Here is a 23737-nt window from a genome sequence, read left to right on the forward strand (position 1 = left end):
CAGAAATCGAGCCGTTTTCGCCGTGCTGAGTCAGGTGCATAGAGCACTTCAGCTTGCGTCACCGCGCGCCGTTCCAGCTTCCCGTCTCACGTAGCTCAGCCGCCGTCGATCGCACTGCTGCGAGGCCAGGGCTCGCCGCGGGGCGAGGGTGGCGCCGCGCCCTGCCGATCAGGTCGGTTTGTGGCGTGCAGCGTCGATCCGCGGGCGGATTACGGTGTCTGCGCGTGCCTGGCTGGCGGGGTCGGGTGCCAGTGAGCCGTGGACGGCGTCGAGGAACCGGGGCATCGCGGTGAAGGTGTTGAGTTGGTCGGCGATGTACGTGCGTATGTCGGTGGGGGCGGCGGCGATCTCGGCGGTGAGTTCGTGGCGGCCGTCGAAGAGGGCGAGGACGTCGGTGAGGTCGCGGCTGCCGAAGGGGTCTCCTTGGCCTCGGCCGGTGTAGGCCTCGAGCTTGGTGGCGAGGAGGTAGGGCGGGGAGACGGCGCGGATGGTGGTGCCGCTCGGCAGCTTCCTGGTCTGGGCGTGGGGGAGGGCCTGTCGTTGCCAGTGGTTCTCGAAGCCGAGGAGTGATGCGTCGGCGGGGATGGCGTCGAGGATGAGGTCGGTGCCGTGGTTCCAGCGGCCGATGATGCCGCTGTCGCGGTCTTCGCGGAAACCGCGGTCGCGGAGGGCTTGGTCAAAGCGGATGAGCTGGGGGCGGGTGGTGACTTCGACGATGACGTCTACGTCGATGGTGGGGCGTGGTGTCGGGGCGGCGGGGTCGGTGATCCACAGCACGATGGTGGCGCCGCCGACGAACACGACCTCGTCGCGCAGGTCTGCGAGCGCGGAGGCGGCGCGTTCGAGCAGCTCGATGCTCATGCTGGACTCACGGGGGTGGGGTCGAGGCGCTTACGGAGCTGGTCGGCGGCGACGCCGCGGGTGCGGGGGTCGCCGGCGCGGAGGGCGTCGAGCAGCGCGAGCCGCTCGCCGGTGAGTGGGTCGGCGCGGGCGGCGAGCAGTGCGGCCGGGTGAAGCGGCTCAAGGGCAAGGCCCCTGACGGTGCCGTCTGGAGCGGGCCACACCGGGGGCAGCGGGTCCGAGGATGCGAGCAGCTCGCGCAACGGGGCGGCGGCCCAGGCGGTGGGGACGCCGCGGACCTCGCCCTGGGGGCGGGCGGGGAAGACGTAGCGCAGCCCGTGGATGAGGAACTCCTCGGCGGCGCCCGCGATCACGCGCCGGCGCCCGGCGTCGTAGAGGCCGGAGTCGGCGAGCCGCGCAAGTGAACGGTGTACGGGTCCGGGCGCGAGGCCGAGGCCTTCGCCGAGCTCGCGCATCGTCCACCCCAGCGGTGCGCTGAGCAACTGCACGAGCACGACGATGTCCTGGCCTTTGAGCACGGCCACCACCTTACTTGTTCCATGTTCCGGAACATGGAACAGGTATTGCATGCACTCAGCATCACAGCCCGTCGGCGTCATCATCGTGCTGAGGGCTGGGGTCGGGCCGCGGCTGGAACGGGAGTCGCGGGGTGGGGGCGAAGGCCCGTTCCATGAGCGACTTCTCGTGCGTGCGGGGGGCGTAGTCGGCGTAGATGAGCGTCGTCTTGTAGTCGCGGTGCCCCATCCACTCCTGCAGTGTCCTGAGCGGGACACCCGCGGCGGCGGCCTGGGTGCCGAACGTGTGGCGCAGGTCGTGGAAGCGGACCTGCCTAACGCCGGCGGTCGTGAGGGCGTCCTTGAAGCGCTTTCGCAGCTTCGAGGTGTCCAGCACCGACCCGAGGACCGGGTGTCCGAACACGAGGGCGTCATCGCCGCGGTAGCTGGAGCGCTGATAGAGGCGCTCGAGCTCGGCGGCGGTGCGGTCGATGATCGGCACCGCTCGGCTTGAGCGCCGGGATTTCGGGGTGCCCCATTCGCCGCGGGAGTAGCTCACCCGCACGCGGATCACGCCCGCTGACCAGTCAACGTCACGCCATCTGAGGGCGACGAGTTCGCCTTGTCGCAGGCCGGTGGTGATCGCGGTGAGGTACAGCGGCCGGTCGACCCAGGCGAACTCGCTGTCGGCCGGCACCGCGCGCAGCAGCGCTTCGACTTCCTCGTGGGTGAGGAAGCGGATGTCGGCGTCGGTCTCCGGGTCGCGGGGCCGGTCCACGGCGGCGACGGGGTTTGCGTAGACCCATCCCTTTTTCATCGCGTGACGGAAGAGGCCGTGCAGGAACGGCAGCTGGTTTCCGACGGTCTTCGAGGCCAGGCCGTCGCGCTGCTTGACCAGCAGGTACTCGGAGACCAGGTGGGCGTCGATCCGCTCAAGGGCCCGGGCGCCGAAGAACGGGACCAAGTGGCGGCGCAGCATGATCTCGTAGTCCTGCAGGGTGGAGGTGGCGCCAAAGGGTCGCTTCGGTGATCGCCTGAGACCTCGATGCGGACATGTCACGCCCCGTCTCGCCAGGGGGCCTTTCGTGCGTCTGGCGCGCCGGGGCAGGTCCACTCGACAGCGAGGGGACGCGGCACGGGCCGCGGTCTCTGACGTCGTACGCTCGGTGCGGTCGCGGGTACAACGCGAACTCCCTCTGGCCGGCGTCACACCCGTTCCAGCGGCGAGTAGGGCGGCGCCGGCAGCTCCACGACGACAGGGTCTCGGGGTCGCACCTCGCCGCTGGCGACGACGATCGCCATGACGCCGGCCTTGCGAACCAGGTTGCCTGCTTCGTCACGGTCCAGCACCGCAGCCATGAGTCCGCGCTGCAGGTGGTCCAGCTGGGCGCACGGGTTGCGTAGCCCGGTGACCTCCACGACCGCTTGGTCTCCGATCCTGAGACGGCTGCCGGTCGGCAGGTCCAGCAGGTCGATCCCACGCGTCGTGACGTTCTCACCCATGGCGCCCGCACCGACCTCGAAGCCGCGCGCGCAGCTCGGCGTGGAGTTCGGCATGGATGAGGTGGACCTGTCGGAGGTTCGGCTGGCCTGGGTCGCGGGCCACGCGGGACCGGTGTCGGACCGTGCGCCCCGAGTGGGCGTCACCATCCACCCCGAGTCCGGCCAGCAGACGGATGCACGCCACGTTCGTCTTGCTGAACGCATGCTCCGGGGAGCGGCTGACCCCTTCCACGACCCCGGGCCCCAGGACGCTCGGCGGCAGATGCACGCCCCGAACTTACCCAGCCGGCCCCCGCATCATCCGGCCCGGCGACTGCCTGCACGCGGACCAGCGCGTCATCTGGGTAGGGGCACGATGTCATCGCCTCAGCGCGCGAGGCCTTCGGCCACGACCCTTGTCCGCGGCGGGGACGGTCGGAGTGGCGGGGACGGCTTGAGCGACCCGATTCATGGGTACGGCTCGGGAGCATGAGCGAAGATCTGACAAGACGCGGTCCGTGGGCGGGCCGTTATCCCGCCGCGGCAGCGATGGTGATGTTCGCCTTGATCCCGTACCTTGCGCTCTCGGCGGCGATCGGACCGGTGACCCCGATCATCGGGCGCGACCTGGGGATCAGCAACCAGGGCATGAGCCTCGCGTCGGGGATGGCCAACGCCGCCTACGCGGTCGGCACCGTGCTGGCGGTGCAGTTCGCCCAGCTGCTGCACCAGCGCAGGATGATGATCGTCTACGTCGCGGTGTTGGTCGTCGGTTCCGTCCTCGCGGCGGCTGCTCAGAACCCGGCCATGTTCATCGCAGGACACGTGCTTCAGGGCCTCTGCACGAGCCTCCTGCTCATCGCGGCGGTTCCACCTCTCGCCCTCGGTTTCGGTGCCTCGCGCTTCCGCGAGACGGCGATGATCATGAGCATGTGCATCTTCGGCGCCGTCACGCTCGGGCCGGCGATCGGCGGGCTCCAGGCGGAGTCACACGGCTGGCGCCCGTTGTTCTGGGGCGTCGCTGCCGTCTCGGCCGCTGCGCTCGTTCTCGCGGTCCTCACGTTCGAGGACGTCCCGCCCGCCGACCCGACGGCACCGCGCAGCCCGCTGCCGGTGCTGCTGGCGGCCGTCGGTTCCGCCGCAGCGTTTTTCGGGGCGTCCGAGCTCACCTCCCACCGGTTCCTCGAGCTGCGTACGGCGGGGATGCTGGTCGGCGGCCTCGCGGTCATCGTCGTTCTCATCGTGAGCCAGTACCGCTCCTCCCGGCCGCTGCTGACCATCCGGACGATGCTGACGAGCACGATCCCGGTGGCCGGCATCGTCCTCGCCCTGTTCGCCGCCGCGGCGTCGGTCTCGGCGACCGCGCTCACGGCCGCGCTGCTCGTGAACCGCTTCGGGCCGCTGCACATCGGGCTGCTCTACCTGCCCGAGCTCGCGGGCGCCCTCATCACCGCCTACCTCCTCGGTCACCTGATCGGCAGGCGGACCGTCCAGTACATGCCGCTGGTCGGCATGGGCTTCCTTGCCGCCGGCATCGGGGTGTTCCTCATCCGGGTCCCGGCGACGCAGGGCACCACGTTGATCGGCTCAGCCTTGACCGGCGTCGGCCTCGGCGCGACCGTCGCGCCCGCACTGTTCAACGCCGGCCTCTCGCTCCCGTCCGCCACCCTTCAGCGCGTGTTCGCGATCGTCGAGCTCCTGCGGGCGGTCGCCGCCTTCATGATCGCGCCCGTCTTCGCGCACTTCGCGCTCACCGTCGGGGGAGACCCGGTCACGGGCACGCGCATCGCCCTCTGGGTGGGACTCGGATTCGCGATCGCCGGCACGCTCCTACCGCTCGGGATCTACCTCCTGGGGGGCGCACGACCGCAGACGCCACAGCTCGAGGAGTTCGTCTCGGGCGACGAGCCCGCGTGGTACTCGCCCCCGTTGCTCGCCGCGTGGCGCGGCCGCGGACTCCGGGTTCGCCCGGCACGAGCGTCGGCACGATCCTGAGCTGGGGCCCTCCGCCGACGCCGTGCTCAGATGGCGGTAGTGACGCGACGCTCGGGTTCACGCGAAGCCGGGGCGTCCAGCCCTCGAACGTCGACCATCCCGCCTGGCCGGTGATCACCAACGTTCGCCCGTATGACCAGCTGCGCCTACAGAAAAAACAGCTATCGGCCGCCGAACCTGGTTACGCTAAGCGTGACCCCACAAAAGGAGGCCCATCGTGAGCTTGGTAATTCGGTTCTCGCCCGCGTCTTTGACCGCAGAGCAGTACGACGAGGTTGTCCGTCGGCTCACGGAGGCGGGGGTGTTTCCAGCAGACGGGCTCGACTACGAGCTTTGCTTTGGCTCGGAAGGCAACCTCAAGGTCAGCCAGGTCTGGGATTCGCACGAGCAGCTCGAGGCGTTCGGAGAGCGCCTGCGTCCGATTCTGGCTGAGGTGGGCATCAACCCCGGCGAGCCGGAGGTGCTCGAGGTGCACAACATCATCAGGCGATAGGAACCTTGAGGTAACGCCGGCGCCGAGCTGCCCCCGGACGCCACGAGGAGCACGACTTTTCGCGGAGGGAGAAGTGCGGGCGGCGTTCCCGCAGGCACGCCCGGCGCGCGTGGATCCACACGGAAGCAGCGCTTCGGCGAGGACCGGGCCGCCGCTCGATCGAGCGGCGGCCTTGAACGCGTGCCACGAGGCCTTTGCGCCAACGGCCGGCGATCAGTGGTCGGCGTGGCCGCCGCCGAGGGCGACTTCGCCGATGCCGAAGCGGTTGGCGCGGCGGAAGGTCTGGTAGTCGTCGAACCGGACGCCGCCTTCCCGGAGGACCTGCTGGCAGTCCTTGGCGATGGCTTCGCGGAGGTAGAAGGGGTCGAGCACGAGGAAGTGGTGGATGGCGTGCGTTCCGCCGAAGTTGCAGCAGAAGGCGTGCAGCGGCAGGAGCCACTTGATGCCCGAGGGGTGGCAGCGGTTCGAGGACGGTCGGCCGGTGCACAAAGGGGTCGCCGCGGCCGCACCCGGACGTCGCGGCTGGTGAAGCTGGTCGTCGATGCGAGCCTCGCGGTCGTCGCTCCGAGGCGCTGTCGGTGTCCCACGCCACGCACCGCCCGGTGGCCGCGTCGACGGTGCCGGCGTCGACGCCCGGCCGCCTCAGGTGGCGCTCGACGGAACGATGAGCACCGGGCGTCCTGCGTGCTCCAAGACGTGCTCGGAGACGCTGCCGTGACGGGCGCTCCGCCCCCGCAGTCCTCGTGAGCCGGTCACGATGAGCGCAGCGTCGAGGCTGTCGGCGGTCTCGCGGATCGTCTCGGCGATCTCGTGGCTGTCGGCGCGGGAGAGGGCCTGGGCGTCGAAGCCGGCCGACCGCGCCAGGTCGGCGCCGCGGGCGGCGACGAGCCGCGCGGAGTCGGCGCTGCGCTCGTCTTCCTCTTCCGCGGAGAAGGGCACGGGCGCCAGTGCCGTGAGCGGGTGGTGCGCCAGGGCGACGAGCAGCGGCTCCCAGACGGTGAGCACGACGGCCGGGCGGCCGGGCAGGAGGTCACCGGCGACGTGGATGGCGCGTGCGGCGTCGGCCGAGCCGTCGAAGGCGATGAGGACGGTCTGTGAGGGGGTCATGCGGGGGATCCTTTGACGGAGGGGGTGACGAGGACCGGCGGTCGGTCGTCCAGGTTGCGGAGGAGCACGAAGGCCGCCAGCGCACCGGCGGCGGCGACCGCGGAGGCGACGAGGAGGACGAGGTGCAGGGCCGCGACGCTGGCCGCGGCCGCGCCAGGGCCGGGCGCCGGGTGACCGAGCTTCGCGTGGAAGATCGCGCCGAGAGCGGCGATGCCGGTCGCCACGCCGAGCTGCCTGGCGGTGTTGTTGACGCCGGAGGCCATCCCGCTGCGCTCAGGGGGCACGGCGCCGACGGCCGCGTTCGTGATCGGCGGGTTGAGCATGCCCTGGGCGGCGCCGCAGAGCACGAGGCCCGGGAGCAGTGCGGTCCACGAGCCGTCGGCGCCCGAGCGCCGCAGGGCGTAGGTCCCTGCTGCCGCGACGAGCAGGCCGGAGGTGATGAGCGTCCGGTCGCCGAGGCGGGCGATGAGGGCGCCGGAAACTGGGGCGGCGACGAACGACACGGCCGCGAAGGGCAGCAGCTCGGCGCCGACGGCGAGCGGCCCCTGGTGCAGGACGCCCTCGAGGTACAGGACGAGATAGACGAGCAGCGCCGGCACCGCGGCGGAGAAGGCGAAGACCGCGACGGCGGCGGCGGTGAACGTGCGCAGCCGGAAGAGGCCGAGGTCGACCATCGGCCGCGCGCCGCGCCGCTCGACGAGCACGAAGAGCGTGAGGGCGACGGCTGCCGCGCCGAACTCGGCGGCCGTGGCGGGTGACGCCCATCCCTGGTCGTTGCCCTCGATCAGCGCGAGCATCAGCAGGAAGAGCGCCGGCAGGAGCGTGGCGACGCCGGCCCAGTCCGGCCATTCGCGCAGCGCAGGACGCGACTCCGGCAGCGTCCGGAGACCCGACGCGACGGCGGCAGTCGCGAAGGGGACGTTGACGAGGAAGACCCAGCGCCAGCTCAGCCACTGCGTCAGGGCGCCGCCCAGCAGCGGCCCGAGGGCGAGCCCGAGCCCGAGCATCGCGCCGAAGACCCCGAGCGCCGTCCGGCGCGCCGCTCCCTGGAACTCGTGGGCGATGAGCGCCATCGCCGTGGACAGCAGCGCCGCCCCCGCGGCGCCCTGCACCCCGCGGACGAGGATGAAGACGAGCGCCGACGGGGCGAGCCCGGACGCCAGGGACGTGACCGCGAAGAGCGCGAAGCCACCGAGCAGCATCCGCCGGCGGCCGTGGTCGTCGGCCAGGGCGCCGGCGGCGAGCAGCAGCGCGGCGAGCACCAGGGCGTAGGCGCTGACGGCCCACTGCTGGTCCGCCGGCGTCAGCCCGAGATCACCGGAGAGGGCGGGCAGCGCGACGAGCACGTTCGTGACGTTGCTCAGCAGCAGGACGGCGGCGACGGAGGTCAGCGTCAGGGTCCTGCGCTGTTGCGCCGTCCAGGGACTGGGCGGACCGTCGAGACTGGTGAGTTCCATCGTCCCAGCGTAGCGCCTGCGTCGGAACTTGCAAGTTCCGACGCTGATAGCCTGCGCGCATGCCACCACGTCGACCTGCCGGCGCCGCGGTGCTGCGACCGGACAAGACCGAGGCCATCGCCGACGCCGCCTTCGCCGAGCTGGCCGCGGCCGGCTGGGCCGGCCTCAACATGGACCGGGTCGCGGCACGGGCCGGGGTCGGCAAGGCCGCGCTCTACCGGCGCTGGCCCTCGAAGGACGCGATGCTGCTCGACCTCATCGCGCAGGCCGGGGCCGAACGGGTCCCGGCGCCCGACACCGGGCGGCTGCGGAACGACCTCGTCGCCTACGTGAGGGCCGTGCGCGCCGCCCTCGCCGATCCGACGGTCGCCGCCATCGTCTCCGAGGTCCTCGCCCACACGCGCCGCTCGCCGGAGCTGGCGGAGGCCATCCGCCGCCGCTTTCGCGATCCCCGGCGCCGTGCCCTGCGCTCGGTGCTGCAACGGGCGGTCGACCGTGGCGAGCTGCCGCCGGCAGCGGACGTCGAGCTGGGCCTGGACCTCATCGCCGGCCCGCTCGTGCTCGACGCCGTCGGACTCGGCCGGCGCAGGACCGCGGCGGACGCCGAGGCGCTGGTCGACGCGGTCCTTGCCGCGCTGACGCGGTCATGAGAGCGCCCGGGCGCCGCGCGTTGTGATGATCTCGTGACGGCAAGGAACCAGCCCGGGCGGTCGACGTATGGATGGAGTGACATGCGTCGCCTCCCGGTCGTTCCCGCCCTCGTCGTGCTCGCGCTCCTCCTCGGGCGCAGCGCCGCCGTCCACGCCGCGCCGCTGAGCGTCGGCCCGGCGGAACGGACCACCGGCAACGGCCGCGTCCTGCACCCGATCGGGACCCTCACGACGGTCGGCGACTTCCCCACCGGGCTGGCACTCTCGCCGGACGGCCGCTTCGCGTGGGTCGTCGACTCGGGCCATGGCCGCGATGACGTCCAGATCGTCTCCGTCGCGTCCGGCAAGGTCGTGCAGGTGCTCCCACTCCCGGGAGCCTTCGGCGGCGTCGCGTTCGCGCCGGACGGGCACCGCGCCTGGGTGTCCGGCACGCCGAGCGCCGGCGCGAAGAGCGACAACGGCACCGTCAAGGGTGGCGCCGGCGACGTCCTCCACGTCTTCGACGTGGACCCCGCGAGCGGGCACGCGACCGAGAAGGATCCGGTGACCCTCCCGGCCGGGAGCGGGACGGGCACCGGCCAGGTGCAGTCGCTGCCGCCCGTCCGGAAGGCCTACCCCGCCGGCGTCGCCGTCTCGCCGGACGGTCACTGGGTCGGTGTCGCCGAGCAGCAGGCCGACCAGGCGGTCCTCGTCGACGCGCGGACCGGCGCGACGAAGGCCGTCGCCGTCGGTCGCTACCCCACGGGCGCCCTCTTCGACCGCACCGGGCGGCTGCTCGTGACGAACGCCTACGACGGCACCGTCTCGGTCATCTCGCCCGCGTCGGCGAAGGTCGTCGGCACGGTCCACGGGCTCGGCGGCACCCGCGGGGACCGCAACAGCCAACCGGAGGGCATGGTGCTCGACCCGGTCGCCGACCGCCTCTACGTCGCGGTCAGCCAGCGTGACCTCGTGGCCGTCGTCGACCTCTCGACCCTGAAGGTGACGCACACCGTCTCGGTCGCGCGCAGCGGCCAGCCGCTCGGGGTCGAGCCCGTCGCGCTCGGCGTGGATCCCGCCGGCGCGAGCCTGTACGTCACCGACGCGAACGAGGACACGCTCGCGGTCGTCGCGCTGCGCGACCGACCCGGCCCCGGGGCGGCGACGCGGGCACGGACCGTCGTGCGTCCGCCGAGCGTCGCGACGCTGCAGCGCTACGTCCGGGTCGCCGCGGACCGCCGGGCCTCCGCCGCCGCGCGTCGCCGCGCCGCGCGCGCCAACCGCGGCCGCACGCTGCGGGCCTGCCAGGGACCGACGCGCGCGCAGGTCGTCCGCTACCGCCGCCAGGCGCTCGCGGCGCTGCGTCATCGCCGCGCCGACGTCGCCCGGCACCTGCTCGGCGCGCTGCGCCGCGTGCGGGCGTGCCCGGCGGCCCCGGGGTACGTCCCGAACCTCAAGGCCCTCACGCTCGTCGGCCGGCTGCCGACGGCCGCCTACCCGACGGCGGCGGCGGTGACGCCCGACGGTGCGCGCCTGCTGTGGCTCGCCGGGAAGGGGTTCGGCGCCGGCCCCAACCCGCAGTACGCCTACGCCGGGGACAAGCGCGCATTCGGGAAGGTGACGACCGACGTGTACGGGCAGTACGTCCTGGACGCGCTCTCCGGCCGGCTCGGGCGGCTCGCCCTGCCCACCGACCGGCAGGTCGTCGCGATGACGAAGGCCGCTGAGGCCCAGGCCGTCCCGGCCGACAGCCGCCCCGCGCCGGCGGGTACCCCGGTGCGCAGCGGCGGGCCGATCAAGCACGTCTTCCTCATCGTCCGCGAGAACCGCACCTACGACCAGATCTTCGGCTCGGACCCGCGCGGCAACGGCGACCCGAACCTCGAGGTCTTCGACGACAACGGCGTCGCGGGCCCCACCGGCGGGATGACGCCGAACGCGCACAAGCTCACCCGGACCTTCCCGCTGCTCGACAACTTCTACGAGGACAGCGAGGTCTCCGTCGACGGCCACCTCATCACCGCGGGCACGATCGCCAACGACTACGTCCAGAAGGGCACCGCGCAGAACTACTCCCGTCCGGGGAAGTCCTACGACTTCGGGATCGCGCCGATCTCCTTCGGCCCGAACGACTTCCTCTTCGACCAAGCGGTCCGCCAGAAGGTCACGTTCCGCAACTACGGCGAGCAGGCGGCGGGCATCCTCCCGTTCGGCGCCGACGGCCGTCCGACGTACCCGCAGGTCCTCGCGGGCAGCGACAACGCCTACCCGGGGCCGGCGCAGATCGGCTGCCTGGCGGCGGCCGGCCCGGGCGCGAACCTCGCCTCGTGCTTCCAGGACTCCGGGCGCACCGACGCCCTCGGGACCGCGACCGGGGTCCTGAGCCGGACCGACATCTTCCGGGCGAGCTTCCTCGCGCAGGCGGCGACCGGCACGGTGCCGGCGTTCAACTACCTCATCCTCCCGAACGACCACTCGAACGGCACGACGAAGAACGCCTACACGCCGCAGGCGTTCGTCGCCGACAACGACCTCGGCCTCGGCCAGATCGTCGACACGATCAGCCACAGCCCGATCTGGGGCAGCTCGGCGATCTTCGTCATCGAGGACGACTCGCAGGACGGCGCCGACCACGTCGACGCACACCGCGCGCCGGCGCTCGTCATCTCGCCGTGGACGCGGCGGGGCGCGGTCGTCCACACCCGGTACGACCAGTACTCGGTGCTGCGCACGGCCGAGCTCATGGCCGGCCTCGCGCCGCTGTCGACGAATGACGCGCTCGCGGTCCCGATGTACGACGCGTTCGTCTCCGGCGGCGAGCAGCCCGACGTGGAGGGGACGCGCTACACCGCGGTCCGCCCGACGCAGCCGCTGGACGAGGTCAACGGCGCCGCCGCCCCGCTGCGCGCGCTGTCGGACGCGATGCCGTTCGACCACCTCGACCTCGTGCCGCAGGCGGTCATGGACCAGATTCTCTGGGCGGCCGTCCGCGGCACGGCGTCGACACCGCCGAGCCCCGGGCCACACGCCTCGCCCGAGGAGCACGCCCGCGCGCTGGGCGCGCTCCGCGAGGTCGCCGCGGGGCGTAGCCCGCTGCGCTGGCTCATCAGCCACGGCGGCGAGTCCGACGACGACCACGAAGCGCCGACCGCCACCCGGTCTGCAGGCCCGGACGCGACGGCTCGCGCCCAGGCGGCGAGCGAGGCCCGAGCGCTCCTGGCCCGGCTGCGCTGAGCGGGGCGGGCGGGGCCTCGGCGGGACTGGCGGGGCCTCGGCGGGACGGGGGCGGGCCTCAGCGCCCGAGGCGCAGGCGCTGCACGGTGTCGGACGTCGTCAGGCCCGCGGCCGGCCCGCCCTCGATGGCCCAGACGAGCGGCCCGGCCGCGACGAGGCCGAGGCCGTGCCGCGCCGAGGGCAGGTCGGGGAGGCGGTGCCAGCGGCCGGTCCTCAGGCTCAGCCCGTCGACCTCGCTGAAGGTGCTGCCGGCGTCCTCGCCGCCGACGGCGACGATCCGGCCCTTCGCGACGACCGCCTGGAAGCTGCTGCGGGCGAGCGGCATCGGCGCGCGCTGCTCCCACGCGCGGGCGCCGGGGACGTAACGCTCGACGTCGGTGAAGTTCCCCTGGCCGAGCGCGCGACCGCCGAGGACCCAGACCGCCCCGGCGGCGGCGACCGCGGCGACGTGCTCGCGGCCGCGGTGCAGCGGCGGGCCGACCTTCCAGCGGCGCGTGCGGAAGTCGTAGATCGCGAGGCTCGTGAGGGTCGTGCTCTGGTCGTTGCGCCCGCCGGCGACGTAGAGGCGGTCGCCGAGGACCGCGGCCCCGGCGGCCGCCCGGGCGACGGGGGCGTCAGGGAGGCGCTGCCAGCGGTGCGTGGTGGGGTCCAGGCGCCAGAAGCGGGCGGTCGCGCCGGCGCTCGTGTCACCGGTCTGCGTGTAACCCCCGAGGACGTACAGCGCACCGCGGTACCCGACCGCGTTCATGTGGTTCAGGGGCTGGGGGAGGGGGACGGCCTGCCGCCAGCGCGAGGTGCGCAGATCGAGCGCCTCGACGGCGGCGGTCGAGCGCAGGTTGCTGCGGAAGCCGCCGACGACGTACGCCGTGTCCCCGACGCGCGCCGCCGACACCTCGCTCCGCGAGAGCAGGGCGTGGGGAAGGGCCTGCCAGCGGTTGATCGGGATCCCGGCCAGCGGCGGGCCAGGGCGCGGAGTCGCGGAGGCGGCGCGCGTGGCCGAGGCGGCAGCGGTTGCGGCACCGCCGCGGCGGGCGCTCGTGGCGGCGCCCTTTGGGGCGTCCGCCGAGCTGCTCCCTCCGCACCCGGCCGCGGCGGCGACGGTGACGGCGACGGCGGCGGCCGTCCAGTTCCGGGCCCTCATCGCATGATCCCCGTGTGGCCGATCGAGTAGCGCCCGGGCTGCGGCCAGACGGCCATGCCGTGCGGGCCCTGCCCGACGGGGATGCGGTGCAGGAGCCGTCCGTCGTGGGTGCTGATCGCGTAGACGACGGCGTCGTAGCGCCCCGAGAGCCAGAGGACGTGGCCGCTCGCCGACACGCCACCCATGTCCGGGCTCCCGCCGCCGGGCAGCCGCCACTTGTGCAGGCGCCGGCCGCTGTCGGCGTTGAGGACCGAGATGCTGCCCTCGCCGCGGTTGCTCACGTACAGCTCGCGGGAGTCGCGGCTGACGTAGATGCCGTGCGCGCCGCTGCCGGTCGCCTCGAAGCGCTTGTGGAGGGACCGGGCACCGATGATCCAGACCCCGCCGGTGGCCATGTCGGCGACGAAGAAGCGCCGGCCGTCCGGGGAGAGCTTCACGTCCTGCGGCATCGCGGTCGGGCTGAGCGACAGGTACCGCAGCACCTTCTCGGCGCGCAGGTCGACGAGGATCATCTGCCCGCTGAACTCGCACGAGACGAGCGCGCGGCGCCCGTCCGCGGTGTAGTCCATGTGGTCCGCGCCCTGGCACGCGACCGGCACCGACTTGCGCAGCGCCATCGTGTGCGGGTCGCGGAAGTCGAGCCGGTGCAGCGCCTCGGCGACGACGATCGCGCGGCGCCCGTCCGGCGTGAAGTAGAGGTTGTAGGGGTCCCGCACGGGGATGGTGCGCAGCGGGCGCGACGTGCGCGGGTCGATCGCCGTGAGCGAGTTGCCCTCGTCGTTGGAGACCCACAGCGTCTTCAGGTCCCACGAAGGGGTCACGTGCTGCGGCAGGTGGCCGACGGGGATCGTCCGGATGATCTTGAACGTGCGCTGGTCGATGACGTCGACCGTGTCGCTCCTCGTGTTCGGAACGTAGACGCGCGCGGGGTCGCCGGCGACGACCGGGCTCAGGTGCCCGTGATGGTCGGCCGCGTACACGTCGTGGCGGCTCAGGGGCGGCGGGACACGGCCGGGCTGCGGGACGGCGGAGGCAGCCGCGGCGCCGGCGCGGGTGGTCCTCGACGGCGCGGACGCACGCGTCTTCGCCGCTGCGGCCTGCCCCGGCGCCGACGCCTGCCTGGGCGTCCCCGACGAGCCGCAGCCCGCGAGCAGCACCGGAGCGAGCACGGCCAGCGCGGCGGTGGCGACGGCGACGGCCGCGGACGCGCCGGCGCGCCGGAGGGGAAGGAGAGCCGGACGCATATCCCCCGACGCTAGCCACCCCACCTGACAACGACCTGACCGGAGCGGCGGTCAGGAAGCCATCATGGTCCGAGGGCCAAGGTGAGGACGGTGATCGAGGTCGAGCACGCTGGCGACCTGGGGCTCGCAGCATGAGCACCGTCCCCGCGAACGCGGTCCCGGCCGCCCCTGCCCCGGCCACCCCGCGCGGCCGCGTGACGTTCCCGCGGGTCCTGCGGTCGGAGTGGACGAAGCTCTGGTCGCTGCGGTCCACGCGCTGGTCGCTGCTCGCGGCGTTCGTCGCGATGGTCGCGCTCGGGCCGGCGATCGCCGCGGTCCGCATGAGCCGCTGGTCGCACCTGAGCGTCCGTGACCGCATCGCGTACGACGCGATCGACAACGGCGTCGGCGGGTACCACCTCGCGCAGCTCGCGATCGGGGTCCTCGGCGTGCTCGTCATCAGCGCCGAGTACTCGACCGGCATGATCCGCTCGAGCATGATGGCCGTCCCCCGGCGGCTGCCGGTGCTCGGCGCGAAGCTCGCCGTCTACGCCGTCGTGAGCTTCGTGCTCATGCTCGTCGCGACGGTCATCTCGTTCTTCGCGGTCGAGGCGATCGTCCGCGGCCATCACGTGCAGCGGGCGATCGGCGACCCGCGCGCGCTGCGCGCGGTGGTCGGTACCGCGCTGTTCCTCACCGTCCTCGGCGCGATGGCCCTCGGGCTCGGCGCGCTGACCCGCAACACGGCGGGCGGGATCGCGACGCTCGTCGGGCTCCTCTTCGTCCTGCCCGGCATCACCGCGCTGCTGCCGTCCGCCACCGCCGACGCGATCTCCCCGTACCTGCCGCTCAACGCCGGCTTCCCCGTCACGACGAGCACGTTCGAGAACCCGCACCACCTCTCGCCGTGGGGCGGCTTCGGCATGTTCTGCGCCTACGCCGCGGTGCTCGTGCTCGCGGCGGCGGTGCAGCTCAGGCGCCGCGACGCCTGACGGGCGCGAGCGGCGCCGGGCCGGGCATCGCCACGCGCGTCGCCGGCTCGACGGGCCGCGGGGCCTCGGGGCGGCGGGCCGGCCGGTCGGTCACGTCGACGAACACGAGCCGCTCGAAGCGCTCGTGGTCGGCGAGGCACAGCGGGCAATGGCCGAAGACCTCCATCGTCGCGCCGCCGTACAGACGCTCGCACGCGGGACATCGCAGCATCAGCGGACCGGGCCGGAGGAGCGCGTCAGGGCCATGCCTGACCGGTACCCGGGACCGCCGCACCCAATCAACCTGGCACGCTCGTGGCCCCTCGCGGCGCGTGCGCGCCGGGCGGCCGGGTAGCCGGGCCCCATGGCCAACTACAACGCAACCGTCACCTCGACCCGCTCGCCCGACGAGGTGTTCTCGTACCTCGCGGACTTCCGCTCGGTCGCCGAGTGGGACCCGTCGATCACCGAGGCGACGCACACGAGCGACGGCGAGCCGATCCAGGTCGGCGCGCAGTTCCACGTCGTGACGTCGATGCTCGGCAACGAGACGCCGATGGACTACGAGACCGTCGAGCTCGAGCGCCCCGGGCGCATCGTCCTCCGGGGCGAGAACAGCTCCGCGATCTCGACCGACACGATCACGATCGCGCCGTCCGGCACCGGGTGCGAGGTGACCTACGACGCGGAGATCGAGCTGAAGGGCGCGCGGAAGCTGGCCGACCCGCTCATGGGGATCGCGCTCGGGCGGCTCGGTGCGAAGGCGAAGGACGGGCTCGCGGAGAAGTTGAACCCGTGATGCGGCCGGGGCGCGCGTAGAGGCGGGAGCGGGCGGGGCGGGCGGGGGCCCGTGTTCCGTTGCGAACGTGCCATGACCACGGCGGTTTCGACGGGACGGGATCCGGTTACAACGCATTCCGCCCCGTCGGTGCAGGGTCATCGGGTGGCGGGGCTTCATCTCTACAGGGGGTTTCACCATGTCACGGAACATGCGCTCCGCGGCGGCGCTCGGCGCTGCCGTGGTCGCCGGTCTGGCGTACGCGCCGGCGGCGTTCGCGGGCCGTATCGACTACGTCGTCCCGCCGTCGGGGGACGGCAGCTACACGGTCGTGGCCGAAGGCCACGGCAACGGCATCGTCAAGGTCACGTACAACCGCTGCGCGACCGCGGGCGTGCCCACGGTGCTGCCGCTCGACGTGAGCTCGCGGGGCCCGGTCAAGGGCGCGCCCGCCGCCGACTGGAAGGTGCTCAAGGACGGTGCCGCCGACCTCTCGTTCGACCCCGCGCGCGTGACGTTCACGTCGGGGACGCAGTCGACGCACATCACGATCACGCCGACCGCCGCGTCCGCCGCCGGCGCCCGACTGCGCATAAAGCTCCACGGGGCCAACGGCTCCGGCCTTGGCGAAGGCCCCGGCATCATGGTGATCTTCGCCTGCGTCGTTGCGCCCACCCCGGCTCCGGTCCAGGCGACCTGCCCGCCGGCCGCGACGCGCGCCGCCCCGGCGACCCCTCCGGGCCAGGCGAAGAAGGACGACCCGGTCGTGCCGAACGGCAACGGGAACGGCACCCCGGCCGGCAACGGGGCCGGCACCCCGGCCGGCAACGGGAACGGCACCCCGGCCGGCAACGGGAACGGCAACGGGACCCCGGCCGGCAACGGGAATGGCAACGGCAGCCCCGCCCCGGCACCGGCGAGGTGCCCGGCCCCGGCCCCGGCCTCCGCCTCCGCACCCGGCACGACGCCGCCCGCACCCGGCACGACGCCGCCGGCACCCGGCACGACGCCGCCGGCACCCGGCACGACGCCGCCGGCACCCGGCACGACGCCGCCGGCCCCGGCCCCGGCCCCGGCCCCCGCGCCCGCCGTCGCGCCTGTGTCGCTGACCGCGCCGACCGCGAACACGTTCCCGGTCGTCGGCTCCTCGGCCGGCTCCGGCCCGGCGCGCTGCGTCGCGCCGCCGCGGGTCGTGCGGGCGGTCGCCGGTGAGCACGTGACGTTCCGCGTCATCGTCCGCGCGAACGGCGTCCTCATCCGCGGCGCCGCGGTGCGCGTCACGACCCCGGACGGCACGGTCACGAAGCACAGCGACCGGCACGGCGTCGCGCTGTTCCGCATCCGTCCGTCCCGCGCCGGCCATCTGACGGTCCAGGCCGACGCGTGCTTCGGTGTCCGGACGATCCGTGTGAAGGCGGCACGGGTCTCGAGCCGCTCCGGCGTCTCGCCGGCGTTCACCGGGTGAGGATGCGCGCCCGCGCTGCTCTCGCCGCGGCGGTGGCGGCGGTGCTCGCCGCCGCCGCCCTGCCGGCGGTGGGTGCCGCCACGGCCGCCACGCCGGCCCCGCGCCTGTCCGTCCCCGGCTACCGCGCGACGTTCGCGTTCGTCGACCGCGCCACGGTGGCGCGGTCACGGCCGGGGCGTGGCGGCCGCGTCGTCGGCCGGCTCACGCTGCGCACGGGCGACGGGACCGACGAGCTCGTCGGCGTGCTGGCCCAGCGCCGGGTGGCGGGCCAGGCGTGGCTGCGGGTGCAGCTGCCCATCCGGCCGACGGGGGCGACGGGGTGGATCTTGCGCTCGGCCGTCGGCGAGCTGCGCTCCGTGCCGACGTGGCTGCGCATCAGCCGGCGGCGGCTGCGCGCGACGCTCGTCCGCAACGGCCGCATCGTGTTCACGGCGCCGATCGGCATCGGCGCGCCGGGCCGTCCGACGCCGTCCGGCACCTTCTACGTCCGTGACCGCCTCGTGCCCCGCGACCCGAGCGGGCTGTACGGCCCCGTCGCCTTCGGGACGAGCGCCCACTCCGACGTCCTGACCGACTGGCCGGGCGGCGGCTACATCGGGATCCACGGCACCGATGAGCCGCAGCTCATCCCCGGCCGCGTCTCCCACGGCTGCGTGCGCATGCGCAACGCCGACATCCTGCGCCTCGACCAGCTCATGCCGGTCGGGACCGCCGTCACGATCAGCTGACGTCCGCGCCGTCGCCCGGCTCCCGGCCGGGCGACGTGCCGGCGTCGGCGGGCGCGGTGCCGGTGCCGGGCTCGGTCGCGCGGAGCAGGCACCAGACCAGGGTCGGGTTGTGGCGGACGCCCCACGCCTGCGTCAGCGTGTCGACGATGCGCAGGCCCCGGCCGCCGGTCTCGTCCGGCTCGCGGGGCGCGATCACCTGCGGGAGGCTGTCGTCGCGCACGCCGACCTCGAGCTCGTCGTCGTGCTCCCGCAGCGAGATGCGGACCCGGCCGAAGTCCGGGCCGTGGCGGATCGCGTTGATGACGAGCTCGTTGACGACGAGCACGAGGTCGGTCCGGACCTTCTCGGGGAGGTGGCCCGCCCAGCGCAGCAGCGCGCGGCGCACCGTGCCCGCCGACTCGGGGCGGGCGGTGACCTCCATGTCGAACGGATCGCCGGCCATGCCGAGCGGATACCCGGCGCGCCGGCTTCCCACCGCCGGATCGCACGACGGTGCGATCAGCGACGACTCTCGAGCGTCTCGGTGAGCTTCGCGATCGCGAAGCCCCAGGCGTCGGAGGCGTGGAGCTTCGGGGGCAGCGCGATCTCGTTCGGGTTCGTGACCGCGTCGAGCAGCACCGGCCCCGGATGGGCGAAGACCTCGCGCAGGGCGTCGTCGAGCCCCGCGGGATCCTCGACGCGCACCCCGTGCAGCCCGAGGGCACGGGCGACCGCCGCGAGGTCGGGGTTCGCGAGCTGGGTGCCGAACTCCGGCAGGCCGCCCTGCTCCTGCTCGAGCTTCACCATGCCGAGGCGGCCGTTGTCGAAGACGATGACCCGTAGCGGCAGCTCGTAGGCGACGGCGGTGAGCAGGTCGCCGAGGAGCATCGTCAGCCCGCCGTCCCCGCAGAAGGCGACGACCTGGCGGTGGCGGTCCAGGGCCTGCGCCCCGAGCGCCTGGGGCATCGCGTTCGCCATCGACCCGAGGTTGTAGGAGCCGAGCAGGCGCCGGGTGCCGCGGAGCGTGACGAAGCGCGAGAGCCACACCGTCGACATGCCGGTGTCCGTCGTGAAGATCGCGTCGTCGGACGCGTGGCGGTCGACGAGCCGCGCGACGGCCTCGGGCCGGATGCGGTCGTCGGGGTTGTCGAACGTCGACCGGACGCGCGCGATGATGCCGCCGTCCTCGTCGTGGCCCGGGTCGGCGAGCGCCTCCTGGCGGGTGCGCCACTCGGCGTAGCGCTCCGTGCTCGCGTCGAGGTGCGCGCGGTCCTCCTTCGCCGCGACGGCGTCGAGGAGCGCGGTGAGCGTCAGCCGGGCGTCCGCGGCGATCCCGAGATCGACGGGCGTGCGGCGGCCGATGTGCGCGCTGCGCGAGTCGATCTGCACGACGGTCTTGCCGGTCGGGTACCAGTCGGGGTAGGGGAAGTCGGTCCCGACCATGAGCAGGACGTCGCCGTGGTCGAGCGCGTGCTGGGCGGCCGGGTTGCCGATGAGGCCGGACTGCCCGACCGCGAACGGGTTCTCGGCCTCGAGGCCCTCCTTCGCCTTCAGCGTGAGGACCATCGGCGCGGCGAGCCGGTCCGCGAGGGCGAGCACCTCGGTCCGGGCCTCGCGCGCGCCCATGCCGACGAGGAGCGTGACCGTGGAGGCGGCGTCGACGAGGTCGGCGGCCGCGCGGACGAGCGCCGGGTCCGGCGGGGCGGGGGCGGGCGGCGCGGCGAAGCGCGGCGGCGGCCCGGGGGCGTCGAGGCCGCCGACGTCGCCGGGCAGCGTGAGGACCGCGACGCCGGGACCGTCGAGCGCGGTCTGCACCGCCTGCTCGAGCAGGCGCGGGAGCTGCTCGGGGCTCGTGACGGTCGCGTGGAAGGCGGCGACGTCGGCGAACAGCGCGTCGTTGTCGACCTCCTGGAAGAACTCGCTGCCGAGCTCCGCGAGCGGGACCTGACCGCAGATCGCGAGCACCGGCGTGCGGGACTTCTTCGCGTCGTAGAGCCCGTTGAGCAGGTGGATCGAGCCGGGGCCCACCGTCCCCATGCACACGCCGAGCGTCCCGCTGAGCTGGGCCTGCGCGCCGGCCGCGAACGCGCCGGCCTCCTCGTGCCGGACGCCGACCCACTCCACGCGGTCCTCGCGGCGGATGGCGTCGGTGACGGGGTTCAGCGCGTCCCCGACGACACCCCAGACATGGGTGACGCCGAGGTCGGCGATGGCGGTGACGATCGTTTCGGCGACGGTGGGCAAGGGGTCCTCAGGGTCGGACGGGCAGGGGCGTGAAGCGGTCGGGGTCGGCGCGGCCCCAGTCGACGAGCCAGCTCTCGGGGACCTCGTCGAGCAGCTGGCCGGGCGCGAGCCACTCGTAGAGCTCGGCGTAGCTGCGCGAGGTGACGTGGTCGACGCGCCGCATGAGGTGGTGCGGGCCGGCGTCGCGGTGGTCCTCGAGCCCCATCGACGCGATGAGGCGCTGCGCCTCGGCGACCGTCGCGTGCTGGTAGCGGGTGACCCGCTGCGTCTTGTCGGGGACGTCGAGGGCGCGCGAGCGCTTCGGGTCCTGCGTCGCGACCCCGACCGGGCACTGGTTCGTGTGGCAGCGCTGGGACTGGATGCAGCCGACGGCCATCATCATCGCGCGGGCGGCGTTCGTGTAGTCGGCGCCCTGGGCGAGGCGCTTGACGATGTCGCTGCCCGTGGCGACCTTCCCGCTCGCGCCGATCCGGATGCGGTCGCGCAGGCCCGTGCCGACGAGGACGTTGTGGACCATCATCAGCCCGTCCGTCAGCGGGGTCCCCATGTGGTCCTCGTACTCCGCCGGCGCCGCTCCCGTCCCGCCCTCGGAGCCGTCGACGACGATGAAGTCCGGCGCGGTCCCCTCCTCGAGCATCGCCTTGGCGAGGGCGAGCAGCTCGTGGCGCGAGCCGACGCAGAGCTTGAAGCCGGCCGGCTTGCCGCCGGCGAGCTCGCGCATGTGGGCGACGAAGCGGATGAGCTCGCGCGGGGTCGAGAACGCCGTGTGGGCGGGCGGGCTCACGCACGTCTGGCCCTGCGGGACCGAGCGGGCCTCCGCGATCTCCGCGGTGACCTTCGCGCCCGGCAGCACGCCGCCGATGCCGGGCTTGGCGCCCTGGCTGAGCTTCAGCGACACGCACTTCACCGCGTCGTGCGCGGCCTTCTCGCGGAACTGGGCCTCGTCGAACCGGCCGTCGTCGGTGCGCGCCCCGAAGTAGCCGCTCCCGAGCTCCCAGATGAGGTCGCCGCCCTGCAGGTGGTGGTCGGTCAGGCCGCCCTCGCCCGTGTCGTGGGCGAAGCCGCCGGCCGCCGCGCCGCGGTTGAGCGCGGTCAGCGCCGCGCCGGAGAGCGCGCCGAAGCTCATCGCCGAGACGTTCAGCAGCGCCATGTCGTACGGCTGCGTGCAGTCCGGGCCGCCGACGCGGACGCGCGGCGGCTCGTCGGGCGGGTCGAGCGGATGCGTCGAGTGCAGCAGCCACTCGTACCCGGGAGCGGACACGTCGCGCTCGGTGCCGAAGGCCTGCTCGTCCTTGAGGCCCTTCGCGCGCTCGTAGATCGCCGTGCGGGTGTCGCGGTCGTACGGGCGGCCGTCGTAGTTGCGCTCGATGAAGTACTGCTGCAGCTCCGGCCGGATCGCCTCCATCGCGAAGCGCGCGTGGCCGAGGAGCGGGTAGTTGCGGAGGATCGAGTGGCGGCGCTGCCCGAGGTCGTACACCCCGACGGCGACGAGCGCGCCGGTCACGACGGCGAGGACGTCCCACCCGGCGCCGCCGCCGGTGAGGGCCTCGGCGAGCGCGCCGGCGAAGAGGAGGACGGCGAGGGCGAGGCCGGAGAAGCGCATGCAGTCGATCCGGGACTCAGGAGGCCGCGGCCGGTGCGGTGTGCCGCAGGTCGGTCCCGTTCGGGTTGACCGTCGCCTGCCACGGCTGCCCGCCGCGCGTGCCCGTCAGCGACCACCGCTGCCGGCCGGTCGACGGGTCGAGGGCGAGCCGGAGCTCACGGACGGTGGTCGGCGCGTCGCTCGACGCGCCGGTCGCCCGGGCGAGGACGGGGACCACACCGGGGTTCAGGTAGGCGGCGCGGACCCCGGGCTGCCCGCGGCGGGCGCGGACGACGGTGACATGGCCGGCGTCGCCCTCGATGCGGACGGAGGCGAGGCGGACGCCCGGGTGGTCCTGCACGAGCCGGGCGGCGATCTGCCGGAACGCGGCGTCGTCCGGCATGAGCACGCCGGCCATCGGCGCCCGGCCGCCGGAGGACCCGGCCGCGCCGGCGAACGAGGAGGCGATCGCGCCGATGAGGACCGCGGCGGTGAGCAGCAGACCGGCGCAGAGGGCGCGCATGCGCCACGCCTCGGGGGTGGGCGCGGCGGCAGGATCGGGAAGGACCGTCGACACGGATCGCTGCTGCCCGGTACGGGCGCGCGCGAAACGTTGGGGCGGTGCCGAAGGGGGGCCCGGAACGGGTCCCACGCGACGCACGCGCGCGCGTGAGGCGGCGTGCGCCCGGGTACGGGGGAGACGACCTGCCGATCGACGAAGGAGAGCCGCCATGCGCCCGTCCCCGGAGCCCGACCCCGACGAGCACGACGAGGAGCCGCCGCGGTCCGGCCGCGACCCCGATCCCGACCCCGCCGACGAGGCGGCCACCGGCTCCGACGGACCGGGCGCTGGCGCCGACGGGACGGTCCCCGGCGCGGGGACGGCGGGCGCGGGCGGCGCCGAGCGCAGCCGCTGACGAGGCTCGCCGGCGCGCGCCGCGTACGCTGGACCCATGCGCTCCGGCGTCCTCTTCGGCCTCGGCGCCTACAGCCTCTGGGGCGTCTTCCCGCTGTACTTCCCGCTCCTGGACCCGGCGAGCCCGGTCGAGGTCCTCGCGCACCGCGTCGTCTGGTCGCTCGTCGTCGTCGTCGGCGGCCTCGCCGCGGCCGGGCGGCTGCGGGGCATCCGGGCGATCGCCGCGGACCGGCGCACGGCGCGCCTCCTCGGCGCCGCGTCGCTGCTCATCGCGGTGAACTGGGGCGTCTACATCTACGCCGTCCACACCGGGCACGTCATCGAGGCGGCGCTCGGCTACTTCGTCAACCCGCTCGTGAGCGTCGGGTTCGGCGTCGTCGTCTTCCACGAGCGGCTGCGCCCGGCGCAGGTCGTCGCGCTCGGCTTCGGCGCCGTCGCGGTCGTCGTCCTCACCGCGTACTCGGGTGGCTTCCCGTGGATCTCGCTCGTCCTCGCCGTGTCGTTCGGGACGTACGGGCTCATGAAGAAGCTCGCGGACGTCGGCGCGAGCGAGGGACTCGGCTTCGAGACGCTCGTGCTCGTCGTCCCGGCGGCGGGCTACCTGCTCGCCCTCGGCGCCTCCGGGAGTGGCACGTTCACGAGCCACGGGGCCGGCCACCTCCTGCTGCTCGTCGCGGCCGGCCCGGTGACGGCGGTCCCGCTCGTGCTCTTCGCGGCGTGCGTGACGCGGGTGCCGCTGTCGACCGTCGGCCTCCTGCAGTACCTCACGCCGGTGCTGCAGTTCCTCATCGGCTGGCTCGTCCAGGGCGAGGCGATGCCGACGAGCCGCTGGGTCGGCTTCGCGCTCGTGTGGACGGCGCTCGTCGTCCTCACCCGCGACGCGCTGCAGACCGCGGCGGCGGCCCGGCCCGCGACCGCCGTCGCCGTCGAGGGCGCGGCGGTCTGAGCTCCGGGGACG

At 73.9% G+C, this 23737-nt stretch carries 23 protein-coding genes and 1 pseudogene; 10 read left to right on the forward strand and 14 right to left on the reverse strand.

Annotation, left to right across the window (positions count from 1 at the left end; translation table 11 throughout):
• Positions 1 to 168: 168 nt before the first annotated feature.
• The 4 genes and pseudogenes from NBH00_RS08755 to NBH00_RS08770 form a co-directional block, all read right to left on the reverse strand.
• Entirely contained in the window at positions 169 to 861 is a 693-nt protein-coding gene (locus NBH00_RS08755; protein ID WP_254572952.1) for a nucleotidyl transferase AbiEii/AbiGii toxin family protein, read from the reverse strand.
• A complete protein-coding gene (locus NBH00_RS08760; protein WP_254572953.1) occupies positions 858 to 1379 on the reverse strand; it encodes a winged helix-turn-helix domain-containing protein in 522 nt (173 codons plus the stop codon). The genes NBH00_RS08755 and NBH00_RS08760 overlap by 4 nt, the downstream gene beginning before the upstream one ends.
• A 61-nt stretch (positions 1380 to 1440) precedes the next feature.
• Complete coding sequence (locus NBH00_RS08765) at positions 1441 to 2334, reverse strand: tyrosine-type recombinase/integrase (RefSeq protein WP_254572954.1); 894 nt, start codon at positions 2332 to 2334, stop codon at positions 1441 to 1443.
• Positions 2335 to 2561: 227 nt separating this feature from the next.
• Positions 2562 to 3105 (reverse strand): annotated as a pseudogene (locus NBH00_RS08770) (MOSC domain-containing protein).
• A gap of 221 nt (positions 3106 to 3326) precedes the next feature.
• Between NBH00_RS08770 and NBH00_RS08775 the strand changes: the two are divergent.
• Together NBH00_RS08775 and NBH00_RS08780 are read left to right on the forward strand one after the other, a co-directional pair.
• A complete protein-coding gene (locus tag NBH00_RS08775; RefSeq protein WP_254572956.1) occupies positions 3327 to 4832 on the forward strand; it encodes an MFS transporter in 1506 nt (501 codons plus the stop codon).
• Positions 4833 to 5049: 217 nt separating this feature from the next.
• A complete protein-coding gene (locus NBH00_RS08780) occupies positions 5050 to 5325 on the forward strand; it encodes a hypothetical protein (protein ID WP_254572957.1) in 276 nt (91 codons plus the stop codon).
• A 213-nt stretch (positions 5326 to 5538) separates the two neighbouring features.
• Here NBH00_RS08780 and NBH00_RS08785 read toward each other — a convergent pair whose 3' ends face one another.
• The 3 genes from NBH00_RS08785 to NBH00_RS08795 all read right to left on the reverse strand — a co-directional run bounded on the left by NBH00_RS08785 (position 5539) and on the right by NBH00_RS08795 (position 7889).
• Positions 5539 to 5814, reverse strand: a complete 276-nt coding sequence (locus tag NBH00_RS08785; protein WP_254572958.1) for a hypothetical protein — start codon at positions 5812 to 5814, stop codon at positions 5539 to 5541.
• 153 nt (positions 5815 to 5967) lie between these two features.
• The gene (locus tag NBH00_RS08790) at positions 5968 to 6432 is read right to left on the reverse strand and encodes a universal stress protein (protein ID WP_254572959.1); all 465 of its coding nucleotides are present in this window, start codon (positions 6430 to 6432) and stop codon (positions 5968 to 5970) included.
• Entirely contained in the window at positions 6429 to 7889 is a 1461-nt protein-coding gene (locus NBH00_RS08795) for an MFS transporter (protein WP_254572960.1), read from the reverse strand. Before NBH00_RS08795 ends, NBH00_RS08790 begins: the two co-directional genes overlap by 4 nt.
• A 59-nt stretch (positions 7890 to 7948) precedes the next feature.
• Between NBH00_RS08795 and NBH00_RS08800 the strand changes: the two genes are divergently transcribed.
• Together NBH00_RS08800 and NBH00_RS08805 are read left to right on the forward strand one after the other, a co-directional pair.
• Positions 7949 to 8539: a TetR/AcrR family transcriptional regulator gene (locus NBH00_RS08800; protein ID WP_254572961.1), complete on the forward strand. Its 591-nt coding sequence runs from the start codon at positions 7949 to 7951 to the stop codon at positions 8537 to 8539.
• Positions 8540 to 8620: 81 nt separating this feature from the next.
• Complete coding sequence (locus NBH00_RS08805; protein ID WP_254572962.1) at positions 8621 to 11752, forward strand: bifunctional YncE family protein/alkaline phosphatase family protein; 3132 nt, start codon at positions 8621 to 8623, stop codon at positions 11750 to 11752.
• Positions 11753 to 11810: 58 nt separating this feature from the next.
• Here NBH00_RS08805 and NBH00_RS08810 read toward each other — a convergent pair whose 3' ends face one another.
• Both NBH00_RS08810 and NBH00_RS08815 read right to left on the reverse strand, forming a co-directional pair.
• Complete coding sequence (locus NBH00_RS08810) at positions 11811 to 12893, reverse strand: Kelch repeat-containing protein (RefSeq protein WP_254572963.1); 1083 nt, start codon at positions 12891 to 12893, stop codon at positions 11811 to 11813.
• A complete protein-coding gene (locus NBH00_RS08815) occupies positions 12890 to 14137 on the reverse strand; it encodes a YncE family protein (protein WP_254572964.1) in 1248 nt (415 codons plus the stop codon). Before NBH00_RS08815 ends, NBH00_RS08810 begins: the two co-directional genes overlap by 4 nt.
• Positions 14138 to 14268: 131 nt before the next feature.
• Here NBH00_RS08815 and NBH00_RS08820 point away from each other — a divergent pair, with 131 nt between their 5' ends.
• Complete coding sequence (locus NBH00_RS08820; protein ID WP_254572965.1) at positions 14269 to 15108, forward strand: ABC transporter permease; 840 nt, start codon at positions 14269 to 14271, stop codon at positions 15106 to 15108.
• Here the strand turns inward: NBH00_RS08820 and NBH00_RS08825 are convergent.
• Positions 15089 to 15319, reverse strand: coding sequence for a hypothetical protein (locus NBH00_RS08825; protein ID WP_254572966.1), 231 nt, complete (start codon positions 15317 to 15319; stop codon positions 15089 to 15091). The genes NBH00_RS08820 and NBH00_RS08825 overlap by 20 nt on opposite strands.
• Positions 15320 to 15451: 132 nt before the next feature.
• On the opposite strand from NBH00_RS08825, the gene NBH00_RS08830 reads away from it, so the two are divergent.
• The 3 genes from NBH00_RS08830 (at position 15452) to NBH00_RS08840 (ending at position 18058) form a co-directional block, all read left to right on the forward strand.
• Complete coding sequence (locus NBH00_RS08830) at positions 15452 to 15886, forward strand: SRPBCC family protein (protein ID WP_254572967.1); 435 nt, start codon at positions 15452 to 15454, stop codon at positions 15884 to 15886.
• Positions 15887 to 16064: 178 nt separating this feature from the next.
• Complete coding sequence (locus NBH00_RS08835; protein ID WP_254572968.1) at positions 16065 to 17330, forward strand: hypothetical protein; 1266 nt, start codon at positions 16065 to 16067, stop codon at positions 17328 to 17330.
• Positions 17331 to 17332: 2 nt separating this feature from the next.
• Entirely contained in the window at positions 17333 to 18058 is a 726-nt protein-coding gene (locus NBH00_RS08840) for a L,D-transpeptidase (protein ID WP_254572969.1), read from the forward strand.
• Here NBH00_RS08840 and NBH00_RS08845 read toward each other — a convergent pair.
• The 4 genes from NBH00_RS08845 to NBH00_RS08860 are packed head-to-tail and all read right to left on the reverse strand — an operon-like array spanning position 18051 to position 22440.
• A complete protein-coding gene (locus NBH00_RS08845) occupies positions 18051 to 18500 on the reverse strand; it encodes an ATP-binding protein (RefSeq protein ID WP_254572970.1) in 450 nt (149 codons plus the stop codon). The genes NBH00_RS08840 and NBH00_RS08845 overlap by 8 nt on opposite strands.
• A gap of 56 nt (positions 18501 to 18556) precedes the next feature.
• Positions 18557 to 20281: a thiamine pyrophosphate-dependent enzyme gene (locus tag NBH00_RS08850; RefSeq protein ID WP_254572971.1), complete on the reverse strand. Its 1725-nt coding sequence runs from the start codon at positions 20279 to 20281 to the stop codon at positions 18557 to 18559.
• A gap of 7 nt (positions 20282 to 20288) precedes the next feature.
• Entirely contained in the window at positions 20289 to 21884 is a 1596-nt protein-coding gene (locus NBH00_RS08855; protein ID WP_254572972.1) for an FMN-binding glutamate synthase family protein, read from the reverse strand.
• A gap of 16 nt (positions 21885 to 21900) precedes the next feature.
• Entirely contained in the window at positions 21901 to 22440 is a 540-nt protein-coding gene (locus NBH00_RS08860) for a hypothetical protein (protein ID WP_254572973.1), read from the reverse strand.
• Between the two features lie 154 nt (positions 22441 to 22594).
• Between NBH00_RS08860 and NBH00_RS08865 the strand changes: the two genes are divergently transcribed.
• Together NBH00_RS08865 and rarD are read left to right on the forward strand one after the other, a co-directional pair.
• Positions 22595 to 22780: a hypothetical protein gene (locus NBH00_RS08865; protein ID WP_254572974.1), complete on the forward strand. Its 186-nt coding sequence runs from the start codon at positions 22595 to 22597 to the stop codon at positions 22778 to 22780.
• 36 nt (positions 22781 to 22816) lie between these two features.
• Positions 22817 to 23725 carry an EamA family transporter RarD gene (gene rarD, locus NBH00_RS08870; RefSeq protein WP_254572975.1) on the forward strand — a complete coding sequence of 303 codons (909 nt, stop codon included), beginning with the start codon at positions 22817 to 22819 and terminating at the stop codon, positions 23723 to 23725.
• Positions 23726 to 23737 lie beyond the last annotated feature (12 nt).

Source organism: Paraconexibacter antarcticus (genome assembly GCF_024220175.1).
Classification (GTDB): domain Bacteria; phylum Actinomycetota; class Thermoleophilia; order Solirubrobacterales; family Solirubrobacteraceae; genus Paraconexibacter; species Paraconexibacter antarcticus.

What these genes read in the sequence shown, in the direction of transcription:
- NBH00_RS08790 (WP_254572959.1), bottom strand. Translation starts at nt 6,432, where the DNA reads ATGACCCCCTCACAGACCGTCCTCATCGCCTTCGACGGCTCGGCCGAC.
- NBH00_RS08775 (WP_254572956.1), top strand. Translation starts at nt 3,327, where the DNA reads ATGAGCGAAGATCTGACAAGACGCGGTCCGTGGGCGGGCCGTTATCCC.
- NBH00_RS08855 (WP_254572972.1), bottom strand. Translation starts at nt 21,884, where the DNA reads ATGCGCTTCTCCGGCCTCGCCCTCGCCGTCCTCCTCTTCGCCGGCGCG.
- NBH00_RS08765 (WP_254572954.1), bottom strand. Translation starts at nt 2,334, where the DNA reads ATGCTGCGCCGCCACTTGGTCCCGTTCTTCGGCGCCCGGGCCCTTGAG.
- NBH00_RS08825 (WP_254572966.1), bottom strand. Translation starts at nt 15,319, where the DNA reads ATGCTGCGATGTCCCGCGTGCGAGCGTCTGTACGGCGGCGCGACGATG.
- NBH00_RS08810 (WP_254572963.1), bottom strand. Translation starts at nt 12,893, where the DNA reads ATGAGGGCCCGGAACTGGACGGCCGCCGCCGTCGCCGTCACCGTCGCC.
- NBH00_RS08805 (WP_254572962.1), top strand. Translation starts at nt 8,621, where the DNA reads ATGCGTCGCCTCCCGGTCGTTCCCGCCCTCGTCGTGCTCGCGCTCCTC.
- NBH00_RS08755 (WP_254572952.1), bottom strand. Translation starts at nt 861, where the DNA reads ATGAGCATCGAGCTGCTCGAACGCGCCGCCTCCGCGCTCGCAGACCTG.
- NBH00_RS08840 (WP_254572969.1), top strand. Translation starts at nt 17,333, where the DNA reads ATGCGCGCCCGCGCTGCTCTCGCCGCGGCGGTGGCGGCGGTGCTCGCC.
- NBH00_RS08865 (WP_254572974.1), top strand. Translation starts at nt 22,595, where the DNA reads ATGCGCCCGTCCCCGGAGCCCGACCCCGACGAGCACGACGAGGAGCCG.
- NBH00_RS08845 (WP_254572970.1), bottom strand. Translation starts at nt 18,500, where the DNA reads ATGGCCGGCGATCCGTTCGACATGGAGGTCACCGCCCGCCCCGAGTCG.
- NBH00_RS08830 (WP_254572967.1), top strand. Translation starts at nt 15,452, where the DNA reads ATGGCCAACTACAACGCAACCGTCACCTCGACCCGCTCGCCCGACGAG.
- NBH00_RS08820 (WP_254572965.1), top strand. Translation starts at nt 14,269, where the DNA reads ATGAGCACCGTCCCCGCGAACGCGGTCCCGGCCGCCCCTGCCCCGGCC.
- NBH00_RS08835 (WP_254572968.1), top strand. Translation starts at nt 16,065, where the DNA reads ATGTCACGGAACATGCGCTCCGCGGCGGCGCTCGGCGCTGCCGTGGTC.
- rarD (WP_254572975.1), top strand. Translation starts at nt 22,817, where the DNA reads ATGCGCTCCGGCGTCCTCTTCGGCCTCGGCGCCTACAGCCTCTGGGGC.
- NBH00_RS08795 (WP_254572960.1), bottom strand. Translation starts at nt 7,889, where the DNA reads ATGGAACTCACCAGTCTCGACGGTCCGCCCAGTCCCTGGACGGCGCAA.
- NBH00_RS08800 (WP_254572961.1), top strand. Translation starts at nt 7,949, where the DNA reads ATGCCACCACGTCGACCTGCCGGCGCCGCGGTGCTGCGACCGGACAAG.
- NBH00_RS08815 (WP_254572964.1), bottom strand. Translation starts at nt 14,137, where the DNA reads ATGCGTCCGGCTCTCCTTCCCCTCCGGCGCGCCGGCGCGTCCGCGGCC.